The sequence below is a fragment of the Acinetobacter sp. P1332 genome (assembly GCF_044057475.1).
GTDB lineage: Bacteria > Pseudomonadota > Gammaproteobacteria > Pseudomonadales > Moraxellaceae > Acinetobacter > Acinetobacter johnsonii.
The window spans coordinates 2,012,872-2,037,739 of the sequence record NZ_CP171157.1 but is presented as its reverse complement, the minus strand read 5'-3'; the positions used below and the strand labels follow the sequence as shown (position 1 = coordinate 2,037,739).

Genomic DNA, 24,868 nt, shown 5'->3' with positions numbered 1-24,868 from the left:
TTCCCTAGATATTTCAAAAAATAGTAGAAATAATTAATAAACTTCCCCAGAAATGCACCAAGATTTCCCCAATGAAAATCCCAAAGCCCGTAAAAAGAGGCGATGTTTACCGTATTCAAATCCAAATTGATGGAAAAAGAATCTCCTGTACCCGTGACACTATTAAAGAATGTGAGCATTGGGCTGCGACAAAATTTTTAGAGTCAAAAATTGCTACGAAAGAAGTAGAGCAAGGGATAAAGCCTAAATTTACCTTTAGAGAGTTGGTCGATCATTATTATGAGCACGTTGGCCAGTTTAGGGAGTCCAAGAGTTCAAGGAATTGGATTAAAGGACAGGTTAGTACCTTTGATGAGAAATTTGGCTTTCTGTCTGGTACATCGGTACATGATATTTCTCCCAAGCAATTAACCAACTGGCGTAATCGACGTTTGACTCAAGTTGGGGCAAATACTGTTTTAAAAGAGATCTCTTTTTATAGCGCAATTTTTACCTATGCTCAGAAAGAGCTATTTCTACTCGATGACAATCAATGGATGCTCATTACCAAGCCGAAGAAACCTAAGGCCAGATCTCGACGGATCCATCCGTCTGAAGTTGCACTGGTGCTGAAAGCACTAGATTATGAAGTCGGTGATACACCGGTTTTACCGCAGCACTATGTTGCTTGGGGTTTCTTATTTGCCTTAGAAACTGCCTTACGTCGTGGTGAGCTGATTTCACTAGAAAAGAAGGATGTGCATGAACGTCATATTCATCTGCCTAAAACAAAAAATGGTGAACCGCGCAATGTACCTTTGTCTGAAGAAGCCAGGGCACTACTCGATTTAATTAAACATGATGGAAAGAAAGTTATTCCACAGACTGAAAATGCCTTTCGGTTGATGTGGGAAAAGAGAAAAGCAGCGATTGGTCTGAATGGTTTGCACTTTCATGATACGCGCCATGAGGCGATTACGCGTATGGTACGGGTGCGTAAATTGCCAGTAGAGATTTTAGCGAAAATTACTGGCCATAAGAAAATTGAAGTCTTGGTAAATACTTACTACAACCCAAATGCTGAAGATTTGGTGGAAGCATTTAATCGAGAAAATTAAACCCGCACAAGGCGGGTATTTTTAATTCTTTTACTTAGTTTTTTCTACGGTTATGGGTGCGTGTGTTCTTGGTGAGCATGGCATCTGCCATTTCTGGATCGTATAAATGTTTCCCACAAGTTCCCTGGTTAATAGTGGCCAGTTTGGTTCTAACGGTCGTGTTAGATAAACCATACTTTTTAGCAAGTTCTGATGCCGACACGAGTTTACGTTTACCCAAATTTAATGCAGTCACTTTGCCACCAAAAAGCTTTTGCCCCAATAAAATTTCAGGTGCTCGGTCGGCTTCAACCGTAATCACATACTCAGCCATTTATGCCTCCCTGTTTTTCTATTGCGTGAAATTGTGCATGAGTTAAGTCTATAGATTTACTGTTGTTTTGTATTTTCATGAGTTTGGGCTTCCTGAAATGGCAGGATTTTGGAATATCCAACAACGAACGGTATGTTCGCGTAAGGTTTTGTCCTCCAGGGCATTCTTAACTTCATCTGCTGGATAACGGTGGCTTTTAACTACTCGGCTCTTGTCGACAAATTTATAGCGTCGGCTGGCGGTTAAAAGATTCTTCATTTCTTTAATGTCTGGGAGCTGCTGATAGTTCTTCGCAGCGACTTTGTAGACTTCGTTCAAGTTGATGGCAATTTGATGTGCGTCATGGTCAAAATGGTTAATAGAAAACTCGGTAGACCGGCTTGAATTGAGGTATTCGTAAACGTCCCAAAATTGCTCCACCAATGGATGGTCACCATTGAGCTGTTTCACACGTTCATGCGCCATATCGAGTAGCATGTCTTGGGCTGCACAGACTTCTTCAAGGTCAATGACGTCATGCAAAATGTGTTTGGCCACAGCATCTATGAGTGCCGAAACCTGTGCATGGCAAAGGGCAATACGTGTATGGGTAATGCCATTGTTATGAAACTCTTTTTCGGTTTGCTCTAGTTTTTCGGCATAGGTTTTAAGAAAGGCGTCCTCATGACGGAGGCAATGGGTCATGTAGGTGCAAAGTACGTGTCAGAATTGCTTCAGATGCCTGAATAGCGGTGTTTTGGCTAATCATGATTGCACCACGAAACGGAGGCTCATAGGTCTCATTTCCTGCGGTTTTTAAGCCTTTTGAGCGAATTGCACGGCCGTTATAGGCGTCTTTTAATTCATCCCATGAAAACTTAGGCTTACCCACAGAATTACCGTTTTGGTCGTTACGGTCGCCCTCAATGAGTACGACAGGTAAGTTTGAGATTTGAGCAAAGTTACGATACACCGCAACATTGGTCGATTTGTTTGCATCGAAACCTTCATAGTCTGGTCGACCTGAAAGTTTCCACATAAATTCGATTAAACGTGACTTACCTGCACCCGCTTCACCGACGATTTCTATAAAGGGGAAAGAGCTGTGCATAGTGCGGATTTGCTCGGCAAAATATGAGCCTGTCCACCATGCTAAAGCGACCAGACCTTTGGCACCACGCACGCGGTAGAAGTCTTTCCACCATGTCGGTTTAAATGTGGACTTTGGGTTTAACTGAACATTTGGACTGTTGGCCAAGGTTTTTAATTCGATACGTCCGACTTTGTAGAAGTCATGGTCATTTATGTCGATGACATGTCCTTTATAAACCGCGTGTTTGTTGAAAATATAGGCCTGATATTCTTTGCTGTAGCCAATAAAGTCGATGGTTTTAACTTCACGTAAACGCTCGGTTTGATTTTTCATGAAGGTGAGTAGTTGATGGTCATTCCCCGTCCACCATGCACCTACCTGGACCGACAATAAACGCGGGGCAAACTTACCCCGTGCGGAAATTTGGTCTGCGGTAAAGGTCGCTTTGGCCTCGCTCTCCGGGTTTAAAATTTGGAAGTAGTACCAGGACTCATCGGTTATTTCATTCCGCTGAAAATACAGAGGGTTGAGCTGTCGATTACAGATTTCGGAAACCGCAGCACACTGCTGGAGTGCGAGCTCTCGTTTTTGGTTATCGAGAAGTAAATCGCGCTCTGGATCTGCCTCGATGCGTTCCAGTTCTTTAGTGTATTTGTCCATGTCGAGATTAAACCAGTACAAGCGGAAGTTATGAATAAACCAAAAGGTTTTTCTACGAGCATCTTTATAGTTATAGATGAGTAGACCTGCTTGCTCAGGTGATTCAGCTATGTGCAGTTCGCCATAATGTTTGTACTGGTCACGGTATTCGGAGTGCAGTTGGTCGCGTTGGTAGAGGTCGTTCCAGTCTAACTGACCAGATGGCAGGGCTGCGGTGGAGTTCCACTTTTCCTGTAATGCACGGAGGTGAAACTTCTTAATGGCTTTTTTGCCCGCTTTGTCGTTATCAAAAGCCCAACGTAGGCGCGGTCGGTCTTTTTTAAGTTCGATACAACGGTCGGTAATTTGCTTGAGAATGAGGCTTGGATAGTTTGAGGTCGAAAGCGTAGCAATACTTGGTTGTTTGCTAAAACTCAGGGCAATTGCGTTAAAAATACCTTCTGTAATCCAAATAGACTGTGCATTACACAGGGTGTCGAGCTGTTCTAACGTCCATGCATGTCCTTCGTACTTACCAATAAAGTTTGCTTTTTGACGTCCGAAGCGCTCTGGACGGTCGATAAAGCGTTCCCAATAAATACCACTTGCCAGTTTAAAGCGAATGGTTGCGGTGACTTCGTTTGGGTATTTGAGGTCGTTTCTAAAGAGTTCCTGCGTGTACAGACCTTTGAGCATGTTTGGGTCGAAACCACGGGCATGGAGTAGGTAGGCATCTGCTGCGGCATTTGGATTTTCTTTGGTACGCGGAAAGTCTTTTGACCAGTCTTTAAAAAGGTCTTCGCAGATTTCTTTGACGTGTTCTTCATATCCGCATTTGTTTAAGCGGGCGCACTTGACCACACGCGGGTTGACTGCATGTGTGTAGAGTTCTTTTTTACCGCAGTTCGGGCAGATGCCTTGACGATACCATTCTCCAACGCGTTTAAAGCTGAAGAGCTGATTCAGTTTTTCGTCTATGAGAACGTGAATATTTGACATTTAGACCCACTAAAATTTAACGGCTTAACTGTTTGAGTTTGTGTATTTTTTTGCATTTTTGTAGCAATGCGATGTTTATTAAAATGCTTTCATTACAATTGCGCATCGCTTGGAGGGTCTTGTAGTTCGGGATGATGTTTCACCATAAAGTCACGGATATAGATGGCAATTTTGGTGTCATTTTCGAATGCAATTTTCTTGAGGGCTTTTAACTGTTTTTTCGTCCAACGCACTTGGGTTAGTTCGGTGTGTTTTGGTTTTGTTTGAATGTTTGTTGAAGTCATGCGAAAATCACCATAAATCGTACTTAGATACTTAGTGTTTCTAAATTTAGTACTATTTATGATGCTTTATAAGTGCTTTTTTAGGAAAAAGTATGAAAAATGATGATTTAAATACTCGCGGTACACGTTTGCGAGATGAACGGAAGCGTTTGGGGATACAAACTCAAGAAGAACTTGCGGAAATACTTGGGGTAAAAAAGAACTCTATTGGACGTTTTGAGAAGCACAATGAGCCGCTGAATACTGACTATTTAGACAAGCTCGAAGCTCACGGGTTTAATATTCATTTTATTTTATGGGGTGAACAACCTGTAAAAAGTGGGGAGCTCTCTGAGGCTGAAGTAAAGCTAATAGAGCTGTACCGTCAGACGCGTGAAGAAATGCGTGGGGGATTAGTTTCACTTATTGAAACTTATGCGAATCAATTTAAATAATTTTTAAATCACTAATAAATATGTCAATAATTTTACAAGTATCTGCGTGGGTAATTTTAGCAGTTGGTTTTTTTGCACTGGGTCATAAGTTTTTTCCAAATTTAAAAAATTGGTTTACTACAGGAAAAGTTAGCTATGTTTGGTTAATTTCAATCACTTTAGGTTTGTTTGTATTGCTGACATATCCAATTTTTTTCAATTGGTGGGCAGTAAATTTCTGGAATGTTCCTGAAAATGAACTTACAGATTTTACTAAATTAGGACCACTTGGTGATATTTATGGAAGTTTGAATACAATAGTTTCATCTATTGCATTATGTGCAATTGCATTCACTACTTATCTTCAAGTTATTTCCTTAAAGGAAACAAGAAAAATTACTACTGAGCAAATGGATGAATCTAGAAATGCAATTTTTGCGACTAAATTTTATGCATTACTTAACTACAAAGATGAGAAGTTAAAAACACTAAGTGTAAAGAGAGATGGGATTGAATATTTTGGATGTCAAATTTTTGATTTTTATTTTTGTTACTTTGATAACCTCTTTAAAAAAGAGTGGAAGGAATTAACTACATATATTGAGCAGGATATATATTCCCACATAAGAAAGTGTGATTTAGAAGTAAACGATGGAAAAGAATTTTCTGATTGGTATGCACATTTTTTACAAATAGCTAATTTAATTGATTTTATTAATACAAGCGATTTAACAGAGAAAGATAAAGACTTTTATTTTAATGTATTACGCTCGTCAATGACGATGAGAGAGCAAATAACTTTATTTTGGATTGCACCTGTAACACCTCAAGTTTACGCTAAGTTAAAAAATGGCAGAATATTTAATCTATTTTTTAACAAAAAACTCGTTCACTATGGAATACAGTTTTACCAAGATAAAAATTTTGAATCTTTTAATTGGCAAAAAGTATTCGATGAAAAAAAAGAAACCCTAGCCTAAGCTAGGGTTTTCCTCATTTATTCTTTACCGCCTTTGAGATTTGGGCGACTTGATAGTGAAGTGTGTTGAATAGAGCCGTTAATTCTTCACCCGTGAGTGGGTGGTCTAAATGCATTTTTGTGAGTGCGGAAAGCATTAGTTCTAAGTTTTCAATTGGGAATTTAACTTCTTCCAGTATTTGTTCGGCAGTCATGTCTTTATGGCTGTTAATTTCTATTGTTGAGTGCATTGCTCCCCCTGTCTATTGATCATGGGTATATTTTCTAAAATATCTTTAACAAAATATAGGGTAGTGCGACTTTCAGTGTCGCACTACTTACTGATTTTATGACGTTTTTAGTACGACTTTAGGCGAAGCCTTGAGCTTGGTTTAGTCGTGTTTTGGGTGGGTACACTCATGATCAGCTCCCCATAAATAAAATAGAAAAGGTCATGACAGCCATGCTTAGAAATACTGTGGCATCGACAAAGTTTTTGAGGAGTTTTTGCTGTTTGAGTTTTCTTTGACGCTCGAGATATGCCTCTAGGTCATAGATAGGGGAATGTTCTTTTACTTTTTTTGAAGTGTGCGAATGCATTGAAGCGAATGTTTTCATTGGCTTGTTCCTGTTAGTCAAGTTTTAAACCTGACACCAACACTTTCCACGGTATTGGTGACAGACTGAATAGGGGTGGAAATACCGTACTAACAGGTAACGGCCAGCCGAAGCTGCCCTATCCAGCCTGCCATAAAAGGCACAGCCGAATTTTACGCAAAAAAATAGCCGCATGGGCGGACTTTTTACGCCTGTTAGTGTTTTTAGGTTTCCACGCCTAACCACAGATTTTGCTGTGGTAAATTTAGAGTAGCTTAGATACTATATGCGCGTCAATACTTTATAAAAAATTGTGATTTGGGTGGGGGTTTGGGGATGGGTGAGGAATTAAATTTAAGCTGTCATAATGATACTGAACGCTTCAATAAAATAAAGTCAGAACTTTCATCTTTGAAAGATTTAATATCTAAAACACTAGATAAAGTTTGTGTTCCTATTGATCAAGCAGGATATTTTGAAAAATTATTAATAGATATAGACGAGAAATTTAATGAAATTTTTGATTATATTGAAAGACTTAATGTAATTTCAAAAACACTTGAGATTGAAATTGAAAATCTTATTTCCTTAAGTGGAGAGGAGATAAAAAATATAAGTGATTTTAATCATTTTAAGGCTTTCATTCTTGAATTTAAAGTCAAAATTTTAGTTTTAGCTAGAAGTGTTTTGAAAGACTTTCAAATTCAGACATATAAGGATTATAAGGGGAAGTCAGAAGAGCTTGTTGACGTGTTAAAGTCAAAAGAGGAGATGCTAAGTCTTAAAATTAATCATCTTAATACATTGATAGATGATCAGAAAAATATTAAAGTCCATAAAATTTTTGAAGATGATTCAACAAAATTTAGATTAATAGCACGCTTCTATGAATTTGCATTTTATTCAATAGTGGGTGTATTGATACTCTATTTTTTAGGCTTAACATTTTATGTAAATAATTTTAATTTTTTATTTATTGAAGCCGATTTTCCAGAAAAAATTCATGGCAAACTTTCGCCAGAGTTTTATATTCAAAAAGTATCCCTGCTAGTACTTTCTACAACACTTGCGGCATTTCTTTTAAAACGTTCGTTTATGAACCGTCGTTTGGCTGATGATGCCTACCGCACAGCTAAAGAGTTAGATGCACTTCCACGATATATGGAAGGTATGCCTGAAGAAATGAAAGAAAAAATTCGCTTTGACCTTGCTTATAAGTACTTTGGTAATAGTATTCACCACGAAAGTTATACAGGTGGTGAGAACTTGATGCATGAAAACATTAAAGCTAATACAGACTTTATTAAAGCAGTGAAGGATTTGTCGCCAAAGGCAGAAGCACCAAAGGATGATAAATCACCGAAAGATGCGGCTTGATATTTTATATTTAGTGTTTGTAACTGATTTTATTATAGAAAAATTTTTAGCTTAGATGCTATACGAACTTCAATATTTTAAAGAATGTGACTTAAGTTGAATTTAACATGATAATAGATGAACCAATAAAGAATTTAATTCGTAATACTAGTAGCGATAATCAGAAACTAATAGAAAGAATTAAAGATGATAATATGAAGATAAAATCAAAAATTACTGTTGAAATTGAAAAGGTGATAGATTACTTAGAGGAATTAAAAGACGGTAAGCATATTGATTATCAAGCCAGTGATAAATATCCTGATTTGTTTGATCTTAATAAACACTTGATAGGTGGATGCGTCAGGCAAGCCGCAAGGTTAAAAAGTATAATTGAAAGTATTGAAACAGATAGTGAAAACTTAGATTATTTATTTTCAATATCCCTTCCTTTAAAAACTGTAATCAAGGAGTATGATGAGGAAAATTACTATTTAATGCCAAATGATTTGGCTGTAACGAATGCTAGTTTATTTTCTATGGAATCATTTATCACAGCATTAAAACGTGAAAAAGATAATTACAGTCGAGTAATAACAGATGAAATTAGAAATATAATATTACATGCTGATGATGAAATAAGTAGATTTCGTCGTATTAGAAATATAGCAGATAATGCGAAAACTGAGAATATTTATGATCAAGCTGTTACTAAATATCGTGGTTTAGAAAAAGATTATAGATGGTATTTCTATTGGGCACTTGGACTAACGGTAGCAATTTCGTTAGGGACATTTTTTCTAAAAAAAGTATTAATTCCAGCTTTTCTTGGAAATGTTGAGTTTTGGGTACTTAAGGCTTCAATAATAGTAGTCGGAGTTACTTTAATTACTTATTTTTTAAAGCAATCTACTCATTATCAGCGTCTTGCAGACCAAAACTACCAAACCCAAGTAGAGCTACAAGCATATCCAAGTTTTATGGAAAGCATACCAACTGAAGAGGCCGCTTCGGTACGTAAAGAACTTGCGCTGAAATACTTCGGTCGTGAAATAGATGGAGCTGCTCATAAAGATATGAGTAACCTGATCTCTGACCAATTGAAAAGCACAACAGAAATGGTGAAAGCTGCAACTGATGTGTTGAAAGTTAAGGGGTAAGGTATGGCTGCGAATGTTGATGCTAAAGTAGATTTTACTGCTATTCTGAGTGAAATCATGAAAAGTGAATATGGTTTAGTTTTCATTTGCTCATTACTTTTTATAATTGTTCTAGCTGCATTTTTATACATGTTTGGCAAGTCAGGAATAATTTCACACTTTAAAGTCTACTCTGAATATAGTAATAAAAAATATCTGAGAGAAATTGAGCAAAAAGAAGACCTTTTGAATGATGAAGCATTAAGCGAATTTAAAGGCGATATGGAATACCATATCAAAGTTTCTAAACTTGAAAACTTCTTAAAATTTAAGAACAAAGATATAGATTTACTGAAATATATTATTTCATGCAGGGATTCTCAAAGAGCAATTCGTCTGTACAAAAAAGGCTGTGAGTATTTAGAAAAAGATAAAGAGACAAAAACATATAAGTTAAAACCTAAATATACGAAAGAGAGTATAGAACTCCAAGAAAAGAGAACTCCTTATATGTACTTTGGTATAAATGGTATAGGTGGCCTACCAATTTTTTTAAACCTTATTTCTAGTTTATTTCCAGAGCTTATTTCTTTTAATTTTAATGTACTTGAAAGCATTTCTTTCTTTATAGTCTTTTTTATCATATCGCTAGTGTATACATTCAGAACTTTGAAACCATTTGCCGCGCTTTACTTTTTAGAGATAGAAAAAATAGATGAAAGTCAGCAAGAAAGAAATATTGCTAAGAATCCTGTCTTAGTTAAAGAAAATAAGGTTGGATAAGGAGCGGTAAAATATGATTTACGCTTTGATGTTTGGCTTAGGTATTTGGTGTGCGATCCCAGTACTTATGATTTGGTATTTGCTACTACCGAAAACTTACTTCCTGACTTTTAATGGTGAGACACCTTCACGGATGTCTATTTTTACACACCATTTCTTATCGATCCTTACGCTGTTTATGATTCTCGGTTTAGGCATCGAAACGGCAGTTAAGTATCCTGAAGGCACGATCGCGCCAGTATTCTTCTTATTGTCCATTATTTTAACACTCATATTTTGCGTGTACTTTGGGCGCAATAAAATCAATTTGGGTGATAAGAGAAGAGTATAAAAATAAACGTGAACTGAGTCGGAATTAGACTAAAGAGGGTTAAACAATTTGTATTTTTGTAGATAAAAATAAGTAGCTTAGATACTATTCCCTTGCATTTAAAATTAATAATTAGGGGGAAGTATCATGAGAAATATATCTAAAAAAATCTGTCTAGGTTTAATCCTTTCTGTGGGGTTTGCTTCTATCGCAGATGCAGGGCGTGGACGCCAACCATGCTCAGGTTCTAAGGGTGGAGTTAAACACTGTACCGCAGAAGGAAAATTTATGTGTAGAGATGGTTCAGTTAGCCAGTCTAAAAAGAGATGCACAGGAAGATAATTCTTAAGGAGAATTATGATGGGTTTTAATTTTAGAAAAAGTTTTAAAATTGCACCTGGCGTAAAACTTAATGTATCCAAAAAAGGAATCAGTAGTGTTTCTTTAGGTGGAAAGAGTGCAAGGGTAAATTTAGGAAAGAAAGGAACTAGGACTACAGTCGGTATTCCTAAAACGGGTCTTTCATATTCTTCATATTCGCAGTATGTTCGAAGCAAACCTAAAAGTAAAAGCTCTGTTCATTGGATTTGGATTGGAATTATTGTTTTCTTTATTTTGATTTGGATTTTCTAAAAGCTCTTTACGAGCTTTTAGTTTTATAGATGTAGGAAATATTCTTGGGTAGATAATTCTAAAGTCACCACCATCTTAGTGCCGTAATAATATACGAACACCGCCAGATGATCATACATAAGATAATCAGAAAACTAACTTTCCAGTAGCCATATTTTTCCATGATGACCTCTAAACTTTTAACGATTAATGCTATACTTTCAGACATGATTTGATCCTTAGTTGGTGTAAGGCTTGAATACAGAAACCTCAAAGACTGTGAATCTTTGGGGTTTTGCTTTGTCTGGTGAGTCTATTTTTGAAAGAAGCATTTTTCACGGACTTCAATTTGTTAGAGGGGATAATACAAATTGACTTTTCTTATTTTGGAAATGAGCTTTCAAGTTGAAAACTTGCATTTAATTTATGAAATATAAGAAATAAATACTGATAGAAATACAGCCAATCATAATGCCCATGAGAAAAGGGTAGATCCACATTTAGATCTCCCTTGCTCGCACTTTATCAATACAACGTTCAATCATGCTGTGCTCTTGTTTTAGCAAGCTTTGCATACGAATGTATTGATAGTCCAAAATCATCCATAAAAGAACCAAAGCCACCACAAACAAAACAATAAAAATAATTCCAAAATGAATCATCGGTATAAACTCCGCTTTAACTCTAAATTACTCTGGCAAGCAACACACAAAGTCACTGCACCATACTTTTGACGTTCTGGTGGAATGTCATTCCCACATTCTTCACACTCAGAAAGTGAAGGCTGTGAATAGTCCTTAGGTTGGATACGAACCTGTTCTAGCTGGCGTTGTTGAGCGATATCTATAATATCAGCCATGACGACTCCGAAGCTGGCGTGCGTCATGGTTAATGATGTTTCTTGCAAGCGCACATTGTGAAAGAGGAAGCTTGATAGCGGGGTTAGGTGTAGCTGATGGGGAAATCGTGGCAGCCCATTCCAAATGAGCCCGACCAGTCCAACCACATTCAAGGTTTTGGCACTGTCCATAAAGTGTTTTTAAAAGCGGATTTTCAACTTGAGAATGCCGAATAATCACTTTAGATCCGCAGTGCGGACAAGCATTCTGATTTCTTGTATTTGCCATACGTGACCTGTTCTCGGTTTATCGTACTTATTGTATAATAAAAGTATTATATATGGTGATTTAATGTTGATTTATGTACGAAATATCGTTATTTTAATTAGACCCTCTTGATAGCTGCTCAGTGAATAACTGGCAGCTTTTTTTATTTTTCGCCTTTGGCTTTTTGAATACGAGCCCACTCCCGATTTAATGCCACTTGAGCCGTCTTTTTACTCTTATAAGTGCGTACCAATATCAAAGGCTGGCTTTGGTCACCTACCGTCATAAGCTGAGGTTTAGGCTTTGCCGAATACCATGTTTTTACACCAGTATAGGTTTTATAGTTTTTCGCTTTTCTTTGCCCTGAACCTGTCTTGGTCTTTTTCTCTTGCTCAATTTTAGTCGTGTCATCAAACAGTATGGAAACATCGTCAGCATTAGGCAGTTGTACCTCTAGCTCTATACGTGTGGTATAGCCTGAAGATTCGTTTAAGTCATGGGTAATGGTTTTGCCTAGCCAAACGATTTCATCGATCTGAGCCTTTAAACCCACAAATGAAAACTCTTGCTCCGGGAGTAAATCGGGTCGACCTTTGGCCAAGGTATAAGACAAAGATTGCTCAGCCCGTTTACATCGTTTTAATTCAGCTAAAGCGGCCAGTTCGGCTGTTTTCTTGTCACGGTGAATAAAGCGAATTTCTTTAGGGTTATCCGTATGACTACCGACAATCACATACAGCTTTTCACCCTTTTTCGGGCTGTGATAATAGGCTTTTACACACTCCACTTTGTCATGACTTTGCCCATAAGAATATGAGTGTTGGTCACCGTCAGATCTGACCAGTTCAACTGCAGGTAGGTCGAGCCCTGAACTGGTCTGTGCCTCACCAATGGGAAGTAAAAGAAGGGTATTGTTTTTGACTGTTGCAATCGCATCGTGTTCATCGGCTATGCGGGTCATGATATTGGCATCGGAGTCATTCTGGTCGATATGTGAAACCTTACGACTGCTTAAACTGCTGTGTACCATCACTTTTAAACCATAGTCAAAGGCCAATGCCTGGAAAATTTCTGCTATGGTCTGTTGGTGGAACGATCGCTCTCGCTTTTGACGAAATGCTTCTGCAAGGTCGGTACTTTCAGCCGATATTCTCAGAACATCTGGGGCACCAGAATGTGAACCGCCCGTGACCAAATAAGACCCTTTATACATCAGGCCCGTGTCCGACCAACCGAGCCAAACTTTCATTTCTGCACCGACAGAAGGAATTTCGAGCGCGTTGTCACTGTCGTCTAAAGTGAGGTCGACACTATCTGCCACCATTCCTCGGTTGTCTTGCAAACTCAGTCCAACGAGACGCGATGCCAAAGTCGATGAAATATCAATATCATTCACGGTAATGCGGTAAATAGCATGCGGATAGTTATTGAGGCTTGTATATTGCTCAGTGTTAGAGGGCATAAAACTCATAAAATGAGACCCCCAAGACTTAACAATGCCTGACCTGTAGCACCCAACAGTTTCTTGGTAGTGTCTTCGGTGATGATTAAAGAGACGCTAAACGTAATTTTTCGGGTACCGCCATTATGGAAAAAGTTGGAACGGGTTTCCTGAACGTCCTTAATAATCACCAACCCATAAATCTTTCCAGTCCCTTCAATTAAAATGTACTGCTTACCTGTGTCACCCATGTTGCGTAGCATATCGAGCGAGTTTTGGTAGCCCGTAATTTCAGGATAAATTACACCGGATAAATTGATGGTTTCTTCATCTTTTCCAGTGAACTGATAGGCAGGGGTATTGCCCACACGGCTGTTACTTGGATGTCGCCAAGCCGTTGAGCGCTGTAGCTCTTGATAAGATGCGGTCGAGAGTTGAAATACGAATAAACCAAGTGCCATCATCATGTGTCTTACTCCCGATCTGTCAACATACGACGGATCAGCGCACTGCGTTCCCGATCGCGCTGGGCTAAAGCTTGGCGTACTTCATTGGCAGCGTTGTGTAAAACACCTTTACCGCTGTTGTCGATGTGAATCTGAATATTGTCGCTATTATGAATCGTGATATTCCTATGGTTTTGAATAGGCGTTGCTCTCTGAAATTTGGGTGCATTTTGATTCCAAGCATCGTGGCCACTCATCGATTTTGATGGTTGGGTATTTCCCTTTGAGGCGCTTGCACCTATCAAAGGTTGTTTGGTGCCTGAGCCCACTGTTGGCATAGCACTATCAAAGACGCCAAGCGTTTGCCGATACTGACTCTGTAGGGCAGGTGTGCGGTTATTCAGTCCTACACCTATACCATCGACAATATGACCGCCCATGCCTGCCATGACACGGCTCGGAGAGTGAATATCCATTTTCTTCCGCATAAAGTCGGGCATGAAATTGGTGACTTGTGACCAAATACTTTGCAGCCCAGGGAACATTGATTTAATTCCGTTGATTAAACCTTTCACCAACATGCTACCAAAGCCAGTGAATTTAGCGGGAAGCTCTATGCCAAACCAAGAAAGGACTTTGGCAAATATAGAATAGAACAAACCTAATGGTGACCAGTTTAGGATGAGTGCACTTACACCTAAAATCCCACCACTAAAAGCGGTTTTGATGGTTGACCAAACGTATTTAAAGAAACCTGAAATTGGCTCCCAATTGCGGTAGATGAGATAGGCAGCACCTGCTACCGCAGCGACTACCCCTAAAATAACTAAACCGACAGGGGAGAAAATTGCACCTAAGGCACCAAAACCAATCCCTAAAGCGCCGAATGTCATTTTTAAAATAGCTAACGGCCCTAGCAAGGTCACAATACCCAGCACAAGCGCTGATATACCACCCAGTAAAACAATGCCTGCGACTGCCACTTTGGTGAGGGTTGCAGCAAGTGCTGGATTTTCTTTTGCCCAGTTACGGACGTCATTGGTAAACGTACGTACTTTGAGGATTAAACTATTTAGTGGTGGCAGTAGGACGTTACCGATATCGATACCTAATGCAGCCACGCCATTTTTTAATAATTTGATATTGTTCGCCGACGTTGCTGCACGTGCTGCATACTCTTTTTCCATGGAGCCGGCATACTGGCTTTTATCTGCTACCAAGCCCAGATTCTTCTCAAGGGCGCTCATGTTGGTGAGCAGCGGTGCGATCGCACTCAATGACTCTTTACCAAATAAATCTGAAAGAACGGAAGCCTGTTTGTATTTGTCTAAGGCAGCAATCTGCTTTAACACCATGAGAGTCGTCCCGTTGGCATCTTTTTGCATGTCTTTTGCGACTTTGCCATAGTCCAAACCAAGCTCTTTATAGGCTGAGATTTGCCCCTTAGTTGCAGACTCGCCCGCAACCAAGGCCAACATAGTATTTTTAATACCAGTCGCAGCAATTTCCTCTTGAATACCCATACCTCGTAAGGTCGCACCTAACGCGGCAATACTAGAGGCAGCAAAGCCTCCGACTTCACCAAGGGGTCCAATCCTTTGTACAATTTCTAAAATGCCTTTGGCTGCTGCTGGGGTATTGTTGCCTAAGTAGTTAATTTGGTCGGCTAGGGTGGTTACTTGTGCCTGTGACATCCGAAAAGCTGTTCGTAGTTCAGCCATCGACTGACCAGATTCTTCAGCCGAAATATCGAAGGCTACACCCATTTTTACAGCCGTTTCAGCAAAGGTGGTGAGCTCCTTACTTGCAATACCGGACTGCGCACCAGCGGCGACAATCGCAGCAATGTCCTTGGCTGCCATAGGCAAACGAGTCGACATTTCAACAATTTCATTATTAATGGATTTGAACTCAGCTTCGGTACCGTTAAAGACCTTTTTGACATCGGCTAGAGAGGACTCATAATCGATGGCCAGTTTTACGGGCACAGTCATGGCTGCCGTGCCAACACCTGCCACCATTAAGCCTTTTTTGGCGAAGTCTGAACCTTTTTGTAGGATGGCTTGGGTTTTGGCAAAACGCTCTTGCGCCTTACTGTTTTTATCCAAGGCATCACGACGTTTATTCAACTCCATGGTGGTGAGGTGGATTTTATTTTTAAGCGCACTTTCTTCGTCAGTGAGCTGTTCTACACCTCTGGATAGTTTGTCGACATTGAGTCCAGCTTTTTGCAAAGTTTGGATATGGTTTTGCAATTCGTTACGTTGGGTGGTTTCAGTACTCTTGAGCCGGCGAATCCCTTGTTCGAGGTTTTTAATTTTGTTGAGTTGAGTCTCGGTTAAGGTGTTACCGTTTTTCTGTAAGCTTTGTAGTTGCTTTAATTCACTCCGATACTCTGCCGTTTTATTGGCTGTAGCCTCTAAGGCAGTTTGCGTTTCCTTATAGCGGTTGATATGGCCTTGTTGATCCTGAAGCGCTTTAAGCTCAGTACGCGTTTTTTTAAAGGCGGTACCGAGGTTCTGTGAGCCACCAATAATCGCCTTCATGGGGCCAGACATATTGTCCTTTGCGTCAAAAAAAACGCGTAAATTTAAGGTCGACATTGGTGGGAATACCTTCACTCGTTGGTTTGATTACGCTCTAAAGCTTTTTGGTGCCACATAAATAATTCGCTGAGGCTCATTTCTGCGAAGTCGCGTGGTGACCAGTGGAAGACCAAAGCTATGTTGGCCATGACATCGGGAATACTGTCTATAATTGGATATCGGTCGCTGCACGTTGCGACTTCGGCATCAAAAAATAGATGATGTGACCTGCAATTTGACCAAGATCAACTGGGTCTAAAAGGGGCATTGCTTCACGTGGGATTTGTGGCCATACACATTTGGGAATGATTTGGCAGAGTGCATTTACATCGGAACGGTAAATGTCCTGGAGGGAGAGTCCAGAAAGTGCGACCGTACCTGGCTTACGAATCATAATTTCCGAAATGGTTTGTCCACCAACTTGAATTGGTGTTTCAAGGGTGTATTGGGCTTCGTTTGGGTTTTTGATTACTTCGAGGTTTTCTGCTTGTTGTTGCATATTCATCGCGTTTGAATTCCTAAGTTTAAAAAAGACCTACTGCATAAAATTGTGCAGTAGGTCGGGCATTACAGACCGCAGGCTTTACGCTGTGCTTCTAAACGATCGACACCGTTGACGATTTCTTTCATGGCCAAAGTATCGATTTCAATTTCTTTATTGCCGTTGACCGTAAGCTTGTAATAGGTCCATTTGGTTTTAATGGTTTGTTCAGTGTCATCACCAGGCTTTTGGGTACCCATACTGATTTCTTCATGACGACCACGAATCACAACTTCGACAGGAGTGACTGCACCTGTGTCGTCTTGTTGATATGCACCAGCGAAGCGTAGTAAGACGCCAGAGGCAGAGGTAATGCCGAACTGACGTAGTGATGTCAGATTGAGACCTCCGATTTTCCATTCAAAATCGATAGAGTCTTCAGACATACCTTGGTCGATGGCAACAGGGCCATTCATACCACCACCTCGCCAGTTCTCGAAGTTACGTCCTAAGGTTGGAAGCGTACATTCCGCAACTTCACCGACCAATGATTCAGCATCATTGAATAGGTTCATGTTTTTAAGTTTGTTTGGTAATCCCATGTGTGTTTACTCAAATAGGGGGAGGACAAATCACAGCTTTATGCTGTGATTCGTGCGCCAAAATCTGCGAGGTAGTCGTCTGTGATCATTTGGTAGAAGCCAAGATCTTCAAGTGGTGGAACTGGACCGTAGTCATAAGAGAGGCGGAATTTTCCTGCTTTTAAATTTTCTACAGGGTTCTTTGTCTCGTCATACCAAGCTTCACCACCCATGAGGTAGCCGTTATTGGTTAGGTCACTGAGTTTGGCGCGAATGCCCTCAATGAGGTCGCTGGCCAGTGATGGATGAAGTGGTTTATCGACTGCCCACATATGCGCTTCAGCAACCGTGTCAGCAATGATTTGAGCCGTGCGTGTGTAGTTCTCGAAAGGAAATAGTCCTTCCGCGTCGCAGGTACGAGAGCCCCAAAAGCGAAAGCCATCTTCACGAATGAGCGTAGTAATGCCATTTGAGTTGAGATAGTCGGCATCTGTGCCAGTTTGCTGTAGATCCCACCAGACATCTTTACTAATACCAACAACACCACTGACCGCGACATTGGAAATAACTTTGTGCCAACCTGTTAAATTGTCAATTTTGGCACGTAGCCCCAGTGCATAAGCTACAGGGGAGATAGCTTCATTTTGCGAAGTCTCGGTATTGAAATGAATGAACTGAGGCCAGATCAGCATGAGTTCTCGTGCAGCAAACGATTCACGATAAGCCACTACTTCTTCTTTGGTTCCGCAGCCATAAGCATAGGCATAAGCGAAAGCACGTAGCTTTTGTGCAGTGCTCGCCAGTGCTGTCGTTACTGCTTGGGTATCAAGTCCTGGTGCACCAATTAAACGAGGAGTCACACCCAGTTTTGCTTTTGCCGTGAGTAGGGCTTTTAAGCCTGTGTATTGACCTGAAGCTGTTGTAGTTCCAATGACAAGTGAACTTTGTTCTGCTTCTGTCTCAGCGCTATCCACACGGACAACTACAACCGTTGTATTGGTTTGGTCGACGATCGCTTGTAGCGACGACTTTAAGGTACCTAACTTTCCTGCTTTACCAATCACGCTTTGGATATTGGTGATGAGGATAGGTGTATTGAGTGGAAAGGAGGTAGCATCCGCATCTGAAGCGGTTGCAATCAAACCGATAATACTGGTGGCCACTGTACGGATCGAACGCGTACCGTTATTGACCTCTGCAACACGGACACCGTGGTGATATTCATCTAATGCCATAGGGCAACCTTTTGTTGATGTTCTAGTTCATCAAAAGGCTTACATACAAAACCCCACGTTTTAAGCGCGAGGTTTTGTAAGAGGGTATGCTACAAATTGGAGTTTATTAAAGACAGAACATCAGGATTGTTTTTCAAAAATTCAGCCAGTTTTTCTTCTGGTGTTTCCACTTGCTGAACTTCAGGCTTTTGGATCAGTTCCCATTTGAAACCATTCCAACGTGGCCATTGTTCTTCAGACCATTCAGAAGGTGGTGCTATCTCGACACAACCTGCAGGGATAGCAAATACACCAGGTTCAAGTGGTGACTCATTGGCTATTGTCTCTCCAACAAATAAACCTGAATAATTGGTTTGATACACGGTAATCTGATTCATGTTTCATTCCTTAATAGCGGATACAGGCAAGCCATGCGATGTTACGTGGTCTGTTTTCATTTGCAGTGGGTACAACACGCGATGCATCAAATGTTGCTGTGAGTAAGCCCCAATTTTCACCTGTTGAAATTCTTCCAGCCGCTTTTTCACTTAGAGAAAAAGCGCCAGTATATGAAGATGCGGGCACTCTTGCACCTGACCCACCAGGTGTGTCACCTGTAATGTTTCGAATTGCATCACCTTGTTTGCTGCCGATTAAACGACCAACATCAATACCACGTCCATCATCTGCATAACGTGGAAACTCTGCACGTGCATCAGGCACGTTAAAAGTATTTACGCCATCGCCAGCACCATAATAAATACCGATTGCAGCAAATAGATCTGCATAAGCAGTCCGAGAATAAGCTGCACCATTACATTTTAATAATCGGTAACCAGTCGGGATATTTTGTGAAGCCAAAGTGATAACAGTACCAGGTGGACAGTCATTGTATCTCGCCTCATCCGAACTCATGACACCTAAGTTCTGGCGTGCTAAAGGTTTATTTAAGATGTCGGAAAGGTTATTTTTTTGAGCCAAAGGATAAGGTGCAGCTCCTAAAGGTTCATTTTGAACAATCAGGATTTTGGCCCCAGCATAAGCCTTACCCAAAGTAATTTGCGTATTTGAGGTTGCAAGCCAACCATTGGCACCAACTTTGTTGGTAATACGTTCGCCATTAATGTACACCGCTGCACCACGGGTAGTCGTGCTAGTGAGATCTACAATAGTTTGGTTAGCAACTAGCGATTGCTCTTCTTCAACTGTATTAACAAAGACGTCCGCATTAGAAGCATCATCCCACTCTATGTCTCCTTCAATGTTCGATTTTTTCTTCAGAACTTGACCAATCGTTCCACCCGGGAAAAAATATGCTGTTGTCAAAGTATTCATGATCCAACTGTGTGTCGCAGTAACCACGTTGGGATCAATTTTTAACTCAATACTGTCACTGTTACTCACAACAAATGGAATGCGATATGCAGAGTCACTGAATGCACCATCACTTAAAGATGGTTTATGTACTTCAGGTGTATTACCAATCATGAGCATATTGCCATTTCTGTCAAATACAGCAATTTCACGAACGACAAAACTCGTTGTTTCAACGGGAATAATTAACTCTGCAGTGAATAAATTTTCATTTTCTGGATCTTGGTATATTCGGTTGACTGGTGCACGAAACCGTTCACGTTTTAATTGTTTCATCGTCGGATTGGGTATGATTTCATTACCGTTTCCATCACCAACAGCCATATGGGTGATTTCAATTTTTGAACCCGTAGCCTCGGCACTTGCTAATAGCTGCAGACCTATTGTTGTATGAATAGTTTTATATAACATTCTAAAAATTCTCCAATCTTATAATTCCACAATGTTCAGGTCATGCAGGATAATTTGGTGTTTCGGGTTTCGGAGGGCGAGTTGGATTGACTGGTAATCCAGGAATAGGAGTACCTGTAATTTCACTTTGTCTTGTTTGACTCATATAAGCTTTATCTGCAAGCCAAAACCGTTTAAGCGTGTCTTCTGGCAGTACAACTAAGCCATCTCGCATGATTTGGTTATATGCCCAGATATATTGCTTTGCGACGTTGTACTCTTTACCAAGATAGGCACTACCCATAATGGCTTGCCAAACCTTAGGGCCATCATTGATTAAGTCATATTCAGGGTTTACTAGCTTTCCTAAGAAATTATCAGGAACAAATCCTGCTAAGTAATGTACTAAGTCCGCTGGATATCCCAATTCATCAATTGCTGAGGTAAATCCCCGAAGCGCTTTATTAAACTCTCCGACGATCAACCAATCGTATGTTTCAGTTTGAATGAAATCCAAATTCGGATAACGATAATGTTCAATTGGATAATTCATGATTGAAGCAATGCCACTACCTTCACCTAAGATGCTTGGTAAAAAGAAAAGTGTGGAGACCTGAGCCTTAGGATAATAATCCCTGACTACTGCGCGTATGCGACGCACGGAGTTGCCCAGCTCCTCTTGCAAGAAAAGCAAATATTCTTGTTCTGTCGCCCCTGAAACATCACTCATCCGATCGGCAATTTCTGGTGCATACAAACCTGTTTCGTTATTAAATTCAACCTTTGTTGGATAGTCATAAATACACGGTTTATCATTGGGATTAATCCACCACCACGGCTCACCTACTTGCATGTAAGGAGTATGACCTTCATTATTTAAAATGCCTGCAAACTCGATAAAGACTTGTTGTAGCCAATTCATTGCTTCAGGAATACAGGGACTCAGCAAATAACTAGGGGGTTCATAACCTGTATATGCATAATTGTTATCCCAATCCCGCTGCGTCCAACTAAGCTCTGCTGCTTCACTATAAATCTCGTATGAAATAGAAAAAATCATTTTCATGAAATGTTTATGTGCTGCACGGGCAAAATGGGTATGCCAAATTGTTGCTTCTCGGTTCAAGTAAGAGTCGAATTGGTCGTCACCCGGACCGCGTCTGACGATAAACCGCTGTTGTTCTATATCCCAACGGGAATCATAAAAATGAGACATTCCACAATAGTGATTAATAAAACCTCGATAACCTAAGTCATAGCAGTTTTTTATCAAGCGAGCTGGGTTCACATTGTAGCTATCGTCATAGCCAGTACACATGCCTAAAGTATGTTGTGGAATACTTAAAGATTTACGCTTATACGTGCTATTGCTTCCAGTACATCGAATCTTGCTAACATGCAATTCACCTTGTTGTGGTCGCTCCAAAGGATCACTTAACTCAGCATTAAATCCATGGGTTAAACATCCAATAAAGATACGGTGAATGTCTTCTTTCGGAAATGGAATGTTCTGCTCATAACCACTGACTACAGTGTTCCAATCAATCGTGATATCGGCATGGGTTGCTGTTAAAGTTACTGGATCAGCAAGATTTGCTAATCGTAAATAGTAAGGTGATTGGCCTGTTTCGCTATCGTCATTAACAATAATCGTCATGACTAACCCGAGATGTTCATTATCAATTGCAGGCACATCACCTGAAGTATCGATAGAAAAAGATAAAGTACAGTTTCTAAAATCACCTTTTGTTTCATAGGCCAAATATGGGTGCATCGCTTGATCTTCACTAAAGAAAATAGCTGCAGCGAAATCGTTTTGACGTCGTGAAGTAAAATAGACATCAAAAGCATCTTCAGCCTCACCCACAAGGCAGAAGGACATACTTCGTGGCCCATCAATTGTCCAGCAGTCGGCGGAAAAACGAGGGATGGTACTTTCAATGATATGAAAAGCTTCTTGAGTGGAATCTTGGCCTAAATAGTTGCTTATCTCTGTTATTTGATCTTTCAAAAAAAGAGTTCGATTTCCTAGTGCTTTTGCTTGTTCATTCATGTTGCCATTAATGCCGCCCAAAGCTAATTCATTTTTTTCAAGTAAACGAATTGGGGACCACTCTGATTTACTGATTATTTCACTCACTTAAATTGACTCCATTTAATCTATAACTGCCGTCGAGTAACCAAGTACCATCTAAATACAATCCACCTGCGGCCTGAGCGAACTCAATTTCTTGGCCAGTAATAACGGCCGCTGCTGTGTAAATACTCGAAGTACTTTCAAGAACGAGTGATATTCCAGTAAGGTGAGAACGTAAATTTTTATAAGTACGGACAACTTTCGTTAACTCTTTAAAATCAAACTTACTGATATTATTTTGACTAGTCTTAATAAAAATATTGAATGTATAAGGCTTACCTTGTGGCACCATGTTGAACCATTCTTGTACGACAATTGGAAACCCCAATGAATTAAGCGCGCCATCTAACGATCCAATCGTACCTTTAATACTATGGTTCTTCAGGGAGGTTTGTATGACTTGCCGCTTTTGAATTTCGGTCCAATCTTTATTCCATACATCAACTGAACGTTCCCATGCTAACCATGGCAAAACTTCAACTGGTGCATTCAGTGGATCATTAAAGCTGCGTATATTTACTTCAATATTTGAAACACGTGAAAATGCACTTTCAAAATTCATTTCAAATTTAGTGGAGTTTGGGGGCAGTAATTTACTCATGTGTCCACCTTTGAAATATTAATGCTGGTGCAATACGCAACTTGGCCGATTGAAGTATCGATATTGCTTGCAGGTGAAATCAAATTGACACGGCTGACACCTGCTTGGTGGAGTGCTTGGTAAATCCCAGACAATGAAACGCCATCATTAAATGAATGGACTTTTTGGATATATTCTTCTGTGGCTTTATAGCAACTGTTCAAAACGATAGTTTCATCTGGACCTTCATCAATATAAATTTCTGCTTCAATGATGTAATTGATAATAGATGCCGAATAAATAATAGGACGATCTGTCAAAGGGCGAACTGATTTAGCATTCAAAGCTGTATTCACAACATTTAAAAGGTCTTCTGATGCAGTACCATTGCCTTCAGTAGAAAGCACATAGATATTACAAATACCCATTGGGTTTTGGTTTTCATCTAATGGCGCATAAGGATAAATGTCTTTAACCCGTACATCGGCGTTGAGGCCATGGAAAATGTATGAACCTTCACTACCAGCAGTAGTTTGGCCTTCAGGTGCAAGTTGCACACGCTTACGGAGTGATGCATCAGTTTCGTATATAGCTTTTGTTGTTGAGGTTTCAGCAGTAATTAATTGGCGTTTTAGATTTTTTTCAGCAGCTTTATGTTCAAGGTCTATTCCTGAAGAATATGCAAGTAATACGGCTTTAGCCGAATCATTGACATGCTGACGTACAATCATTTCTCGAAATGCAAAGACTTCTGCTAGTTTGTAAGCAGGATCAGATTCACGAAGTCGTGTATAAGAAATACCAAGGGCATCCATACGACGATAATATTCTTGTAGTCCAGCATCTAAAATTGTTTCGTAGTTTATTTGCTCTACAACTGTTGGTTCAGGTAGTTGAGATAGATCAATTGCATTAGTCGATTGAGTCATGTTGAAGCGCCCATTGTTAATGGAATTGATAATTTATTGATGTCTGAAGAACCAACAATTTGCATTTCTAGATCCAATTGGAAACGGCTATTTTCTGCCTTAGAAAAATGAGCATTGATCAGTTTGATTCGGTCTTCCCAAGTCAAAATGGCTGTAGCACTTGCGGCCATCACTTGAAGGCGGACAGCATCATTAAAGGGTTGATCGAGCAATTTAAAAATCATAGAACCGTATTCACGACGCATCACTCGGCTGCCAATGGGCGTAAATAAAATGTCTTGAATGGATTGTTTAATGTGAGGAATGACCTCGAGGCTTTGACCAGTTTCACGTGACATCATGCTTTTGACACTCCTGTATCTGATCCACCAGATTGAACCCCACTATGCTTGTGGTTTTTAAGACTAATGCTTCCGGCATTCACATCAGATTCTGTACTGAAGTTGCCAGTAGAGTGACTGCTACCTTGGATCAATTGGCTGCCACCTACTGTATTATTTCCAGTCATGGCAGTACTGCCATTGACCTGTAAATTACCGTTAATGGAGGTATCGCCATTGATCGTGATACCTCCAGATGCAGTAAGAATGGCCGTTCCTCCATTGGGGAGGATGGCTTGTAATGAATGATTAGCAGTGTCATAGCTGATCATGGCCCCATCCTCATAGACTCTTAATTTAATATTTGGGTTCAATGATGGAGTCGGAAAAGATTCATTGTTTAAACCAACCAAAACAATGCCGAGGGCAAGCTCACCAGTTGGGCTGAAGACGACACATTCCTCATTGATGCTAGGTAAGTCATGACTTAGGTCTGCACCTGCGCGTAAATTAAATAGACGTAATTCATCGGTCACGATATCGCCGAGGTCGACTGTGACGGTATGAAAAGGTTTAGCAGGGGTAACGCTTTTAATTCGTCCTAAACGGATCAAATTTTCTAAGCGGCGATGGATTTCAGCACTCATGTGCCTACTTTGCGTTAAGGGTTCAAAGCTTGCATTAATGGCAATTTGTAAGAGGGGATATTACA

29 protein-coding genes and 1 pseudogene are annotated in these 24,868 nt (G+C 40.1%); 8 read left to right on the top strand and 22 right to left on the bottom strand.

Annotation, left to right across the window (positions count from 1 at the left end):
- Positions 1-71: 71 nt before the first annotated feature.
- Entirely contained in the window at positions 72-1,097 is a 1,026-nt protein-coding gene (locus ACFN7Z_RS09980; RefSeq protein ID WP_010326476.1) for a site-specific integrase, read from the top strand.
- Between the two features lie 34 nt (positions 1,098-1,131).
- On the opposite strand, the gene ACFN7Z_RS09975 is transcribed toward ACFN7Z_RS09980, so the two are convergent.
- The 3 genes and pseudogenes from ACFN7Z_RS09975 to ACFN7Z_RS09965 all read right to left on the bottom strand — a co-directional run bounded on the left by ACFN7Z_RS09975 (position 1,132) and on the right by ACFN7Z_RS09965 (position 4,404).
- Entirely contained in the window at positions 1,132-1,410 is a 279-nt protein-coding gene (locus tag ACFN7Z_RS09975) for an HTH domain-containing protein (protein ID WP_010326477.1), read from the bottom strand.
- Positions 1,411-1,485: 75 nt separating this feature from the next.
- Positions 1,486-4,120, bottom strand: a pseudogene (locus ACFN7Z_RS09970) (toprim domain-containing protein).
- Positions 4,121-4,212: 92 nt separating this feature from the next.
- Positions 4,213-4,404, bottom strand: a complete 192-nt coding sequence (locus ACFN7Z_RS09965; RefSeq protein WP_010326480.1) for a hypothetical protein — start codon at positions 4,402-4,404, stop codon at positions 4,213-4,215.
- Between the two features lie 92 nt (positions 4,405-4,496).
- On the opposite strand from ACFN7Z_RS09965, the gene ACFN7Z_RS09960 reads away from it, so the two are divergent.
- A complete protein-coding gene (locus ACFN7Z_RS09960; protein ID WP_010326481.1) occupies positions 4,497-4,838 on the top strand; it encodes a helix-turn-helix transcriptional regulator in 342 nt (113 codons plus the stop codon).
- 20 nt (positions 4,839-4,858) lie between these two features.
- A complete protein-coding gene (locus ACFN7Z_RS09955; protein ID WP_058952068.1) occupies positions 4,859-5,797 on the top strand; it encodes a putative phage abortive infection protein in 939 nt (312 codons plus the stop codon).
- 13 nt (positions 5,798-5,810) lie between these two features.
- Here the strand turns inward: ACFN7Z_RS09955 and ACFN7Z_RS09950 are convergent, their stop codons facing one another.
- Both ACFN7Z_RS09950 and ACFN7Z_RS09945 read right to left on the bottom strand, forming a co-directional pair.
- A complete protein-coding gene (locus ACFN7Z_RS09950) occupies positions 5,811-6,026 on the bottom strand; it encodes a hypothetical protein (protein ID WP_010326483.1) in 216 nt (71 codons plus the stop codon).
- A gap of 172 nt (positions 6,027-6,198) precedes the next feature.
- Positions 6,199-6,393, bottom strand: a complete 195-nt coding sequence (locus tag ACFN7Z_RS09945; protein ID WP_010326484.1) for a hypothetical protein — start codon at positions 6,391-6,393, stop codon at positions 6,199-6,201.
- A gap of 315 nt (positions 6,394-6,708) precedes the next feature.
- On the opposite strand from ACFN7Z_RS09945, the gene ACFN7Z_RS09940 reads away from it, so the two are divergent.
- The 5 genes from ACFN7Z_RS09940 to ACFN7Z_RS09920 all read left to right on the top strand — a co-directional run bounded on the left by ACFN7Z_RS09940 (position 6,709) and on the right by ACFN7Z_RS09920 (position 10,593).
- Complete coding sequence (locus ACFN7Z_RS09940) at positions 6,709-7,749, top strand: hypothetical protein (RefSeq protein WP_058952067.1); 1,041 nt, start codon at positions 6,709-6,711, stop codon at positions 7,747-7,749.
- A gap of 107 nt (positions 7,750-7,856) precedes the next feature.
- Positions 7,857-8,888, top strand: a complete 1,032-nt coding sequence (locus tag ACFN7Z_RS09935; protein ID WP_010326487.1) for a CydX/CbdX family cytochrome bd oxidase small subunit — start codon at positions 7,857-7,859, stop codon at positions 8,886-8,888.
- A 3-nt stretch (positions 8,889-8,891) separates the two neighbouring features.
- On the top strand, positions 8,892-9,650 hold the full coding sequence (locus ACFN7Z_RS09930; RefSeq protein ID WP_010326488.1) for a hypothetical protein: 759 nt from the start codon (positions 8,892-8,894) through the stop codon (positions 9,648-9,650).
- Between the two features lie 13 nt (positions 9,651-9,663).
- Positions 9,664-9,981, top strand: coding sequence for a hypothetical protein (locus ACFN7Z_RS09925; RefSeq protein ID WP_010326489.1), 318 nt, complete (start codon positions 9,664-9,666; stop codon positions 9,979-9,981).
- 339 nt (positions 9,982-10,320) lie between these two features.
- On the top strand, positions 10,321-10,593 hold the full coding sequence (locus ACFN7Z_RS09920; RefSeq protein WP_035330444.1) for a DUF4236 domain-containing protein: 273 nt from the start codon (positions 10,321-10,323) through the stop codon (positions 10,591-10,593).
- Positions 10,594-11,072: 479 nt separating this feature from the next.
- Here the strand turns inward: ACFN7Z_RS09920 and ACFN7Z_RS09915 are convergent, their stop codons facing one another.
- From ACFN7Z_RS09915 to ACFN7Z_RS09835, 17 genes are all read right to left on the bottom strand, one after another.
- Positions 11,073-11,234 (bottom strand): hypothetical protein, encoded by a 162-nt coding sequence (locus ACFN7Z_RS09915; RefSeq protein ID WP_155115398.1) that lies wholly within the window; start codon positions 11,232-11,234, stop codon positions 11,073-11,075.
- Complete coding sequence (locus ACFN7Z_RS09910; protein WP_029574995.1) at positions 11,231-11,431, bottom strand: TraR/DksA C4-type zinc finger protein; 201 nt, start codon at positions 11,429-11,431, stop codon at positions 11,231-11,233. The genes ACFN7Z_RS09915 and ACFN7Z_RS09910 overlap by 4 nt, the downstream gene beginning before the upstream one ends.
- On the bottom strand, positions 11,424-11,699 hold the full coding sequence (locus tag ACFN7Z_RS09905) for an ogr/Delta-like zinc finger family protein (protein WP_081241753.1): 276 nt from the start codon (positions 11,697-11,699) through the stop codon (positions 11,424-11,426). Before ACFN7Z_RS09905 ends, ACFN7Z_RS09910 begins: the two co-directional genes overlap by 8 nt.
- A gap of 142 nt (positions 11,700-11,841) precedes the next feature.
- A complete protein-coding gene (locus ACFN7Z_RS09900; protein WP_010326492.1) occupies positions 11,842-13,149 on the bottom strand; it encodes a contractile injection system protein, VgrG/Pvc8 family in 1,308 nt (435 codons plus the stop codon).
- The gene (locus tag ACFN7Z_RS09895; RefSeq protein ID WP_010326493.1) at positions 13,146-13,586 is read right to left on the bottom strand and encodes a phage tail protein; all 441 of its coding nucleotides are present in this window, start codon (positions 13,584-13,586) and stop codon (positions 13,146-13,148) included. Before ACFN7Z_RS09895 ends, ACFN7Z_RS09900 begins: the two co-directional genes overlap by 4 nt.
- A 5-nt stretch (positions 13,587-13,591) precedes the next feature.
- Positions 13,592-16,168: a phage tail tape measure protein gene (locus ACFN7Z_RS09890; protein WP_010326494.1), complete on the bottom strand. Its 2,577-nt coding sequence runs from the start codon at positions 16,166-16,168 to the stop codon at positions 13,592-13,594.
- Positions 16,169-16,182: 14 nt separating this feature from the next.
- Positions 16,183-16,299 (bottom strand): GpE family phage tail protein, encoded by a 117-nt coding sequence (locus ACFN7Z_RS09885; RefSeq protein WP_081241752.1) that lies wholly within the window; start codon positions 16,297-16,299, stop codon positions 16,183-16,185.
- A gap of 17 nt (positions 16,300-16,316) precedes the next feature.
- Complete coding sequence (locus ACFN7Z_RS09880) at positions 16,317-16,655, bottom strand: phage tail assembly protein (protein ID WP_010326495.1); 339 nt, start codon at positions 16,653-16,655, stop codon at positions 16,317-16,319.
- A gap of 62 nt (positions 16,656-16,717) precedes the next feature.
- Positions 16,718-17,233, bottom strand: coding sequence for a phage major tail tube protein (locus ACFN7Z_RS09875; RefSeq protein WP_010326496.1), 516 nt, complete (start codon positions 17,231-17,233; stop codon positions 16,718-16,720).
- A gap of 38 nt (positions 17,234-17,271) precedes the next feature.
- Positions 17,272-18,447, bottom strand: coding sequence for a phage tail sheath protein (locus ACFN7Z_RS09870; protein WP_010326497.1), 1,176 nt, complete (start codon positions 18,445-18,447; stop codon positions 17,272-17,274).
- Positions 18,448-18,536: 89 nt separating this feature from the next.
- Positions 18,537-18,824, bottom strand: a complete 288-nt coding sequence (locus ACFN7Z_RS09865; protein ID WP_010326498.1) for a hypothetical protein — start codon at positions 18,822-18,824, stop codon at positions 18,537-18,539.
- A 10-nt stretch (positions 18,825-18,834) separates the two neighbouring features.
- A complete protein-coding gene (locus ACFN7Z_RS09860; protein ID WP_010326499.1) occupies positions 18,835-20,211 on the bottom strand; it encodes a phage tail protein in 1,377 nt (458 codons plus the stop codon).
- A gap of 40 nt (positions 20,212-20,251) precedes the next feature.
- Positions 20,252-22,330, bottom strand: a complete 2,079-nt coding sequence (locus tag ACFN7Z_RS09855; protein WP_159151768.1) for a hypothetical protein — start codon at positions 22,328-22,330, stop codon at positions 20,252-20,254.
- Positions 22,323-22,928 (bottom strand): phage tail protein I, encoded by a 606-nt coding sequence (locus ACFN7Z_RS09850; RefSeq protein WP_010326501.1) that lies wholly within the window; start codon positions 22,926-22,928, stop codon positions 22,323-22,325. The genes ACFN7Z_RS09855 and ACFN7Z_RS09850 overlap by 8 nt, the downstream gene beginning before the upstream one ends.
- Complete coding sequence (locus ACFN7Z_RS09845) at positions 22,925-23,836, bottom strand: baseplate J/gp47 family protein (protein WP_010326502.1); 912 nt, start codon at positions 23,834-23,836, stop codon at positions 22,925-22,927. Before ACFN7Z_RS09845 ends, ACFN7Z_RS09850 begins: the two co-directional genes overlap by 4 nt.
- On the bottom strand, positions 23,833-24,177 hold the full coding sequence (locus ACFN7Z_RS09840) for a GPW/gp25 family protein (protein ID WP_010326503.1): 345 nt from the start codon (positions 24,175-24,177) through the stop codon (positions 23,833-23,835). The genes ACFN7Z_RS09845 and ACFN7Z_RS09840 overlap by 4 nt, the downstream gene beginning before the upstream one ends.
- Positions 24,174-24,803 (bottom strand): phage baseplate assembly protein V, encoded by a 630-nt coding sequence (locus ACFN7Z_RS09835; protein ID WP_010326504.1) that lies wholly within the window; start codon positions 24,801-24,803, stop codon positions 24,174-24,176. The genes ACFN7Z_RS09840 and ACFN7Z_RS09835 overlap by 4 nt, the downstream gene beginning before the upstream one ends.
- Positions 24,804-24,868: the final 65 nt, after the last annotated feature.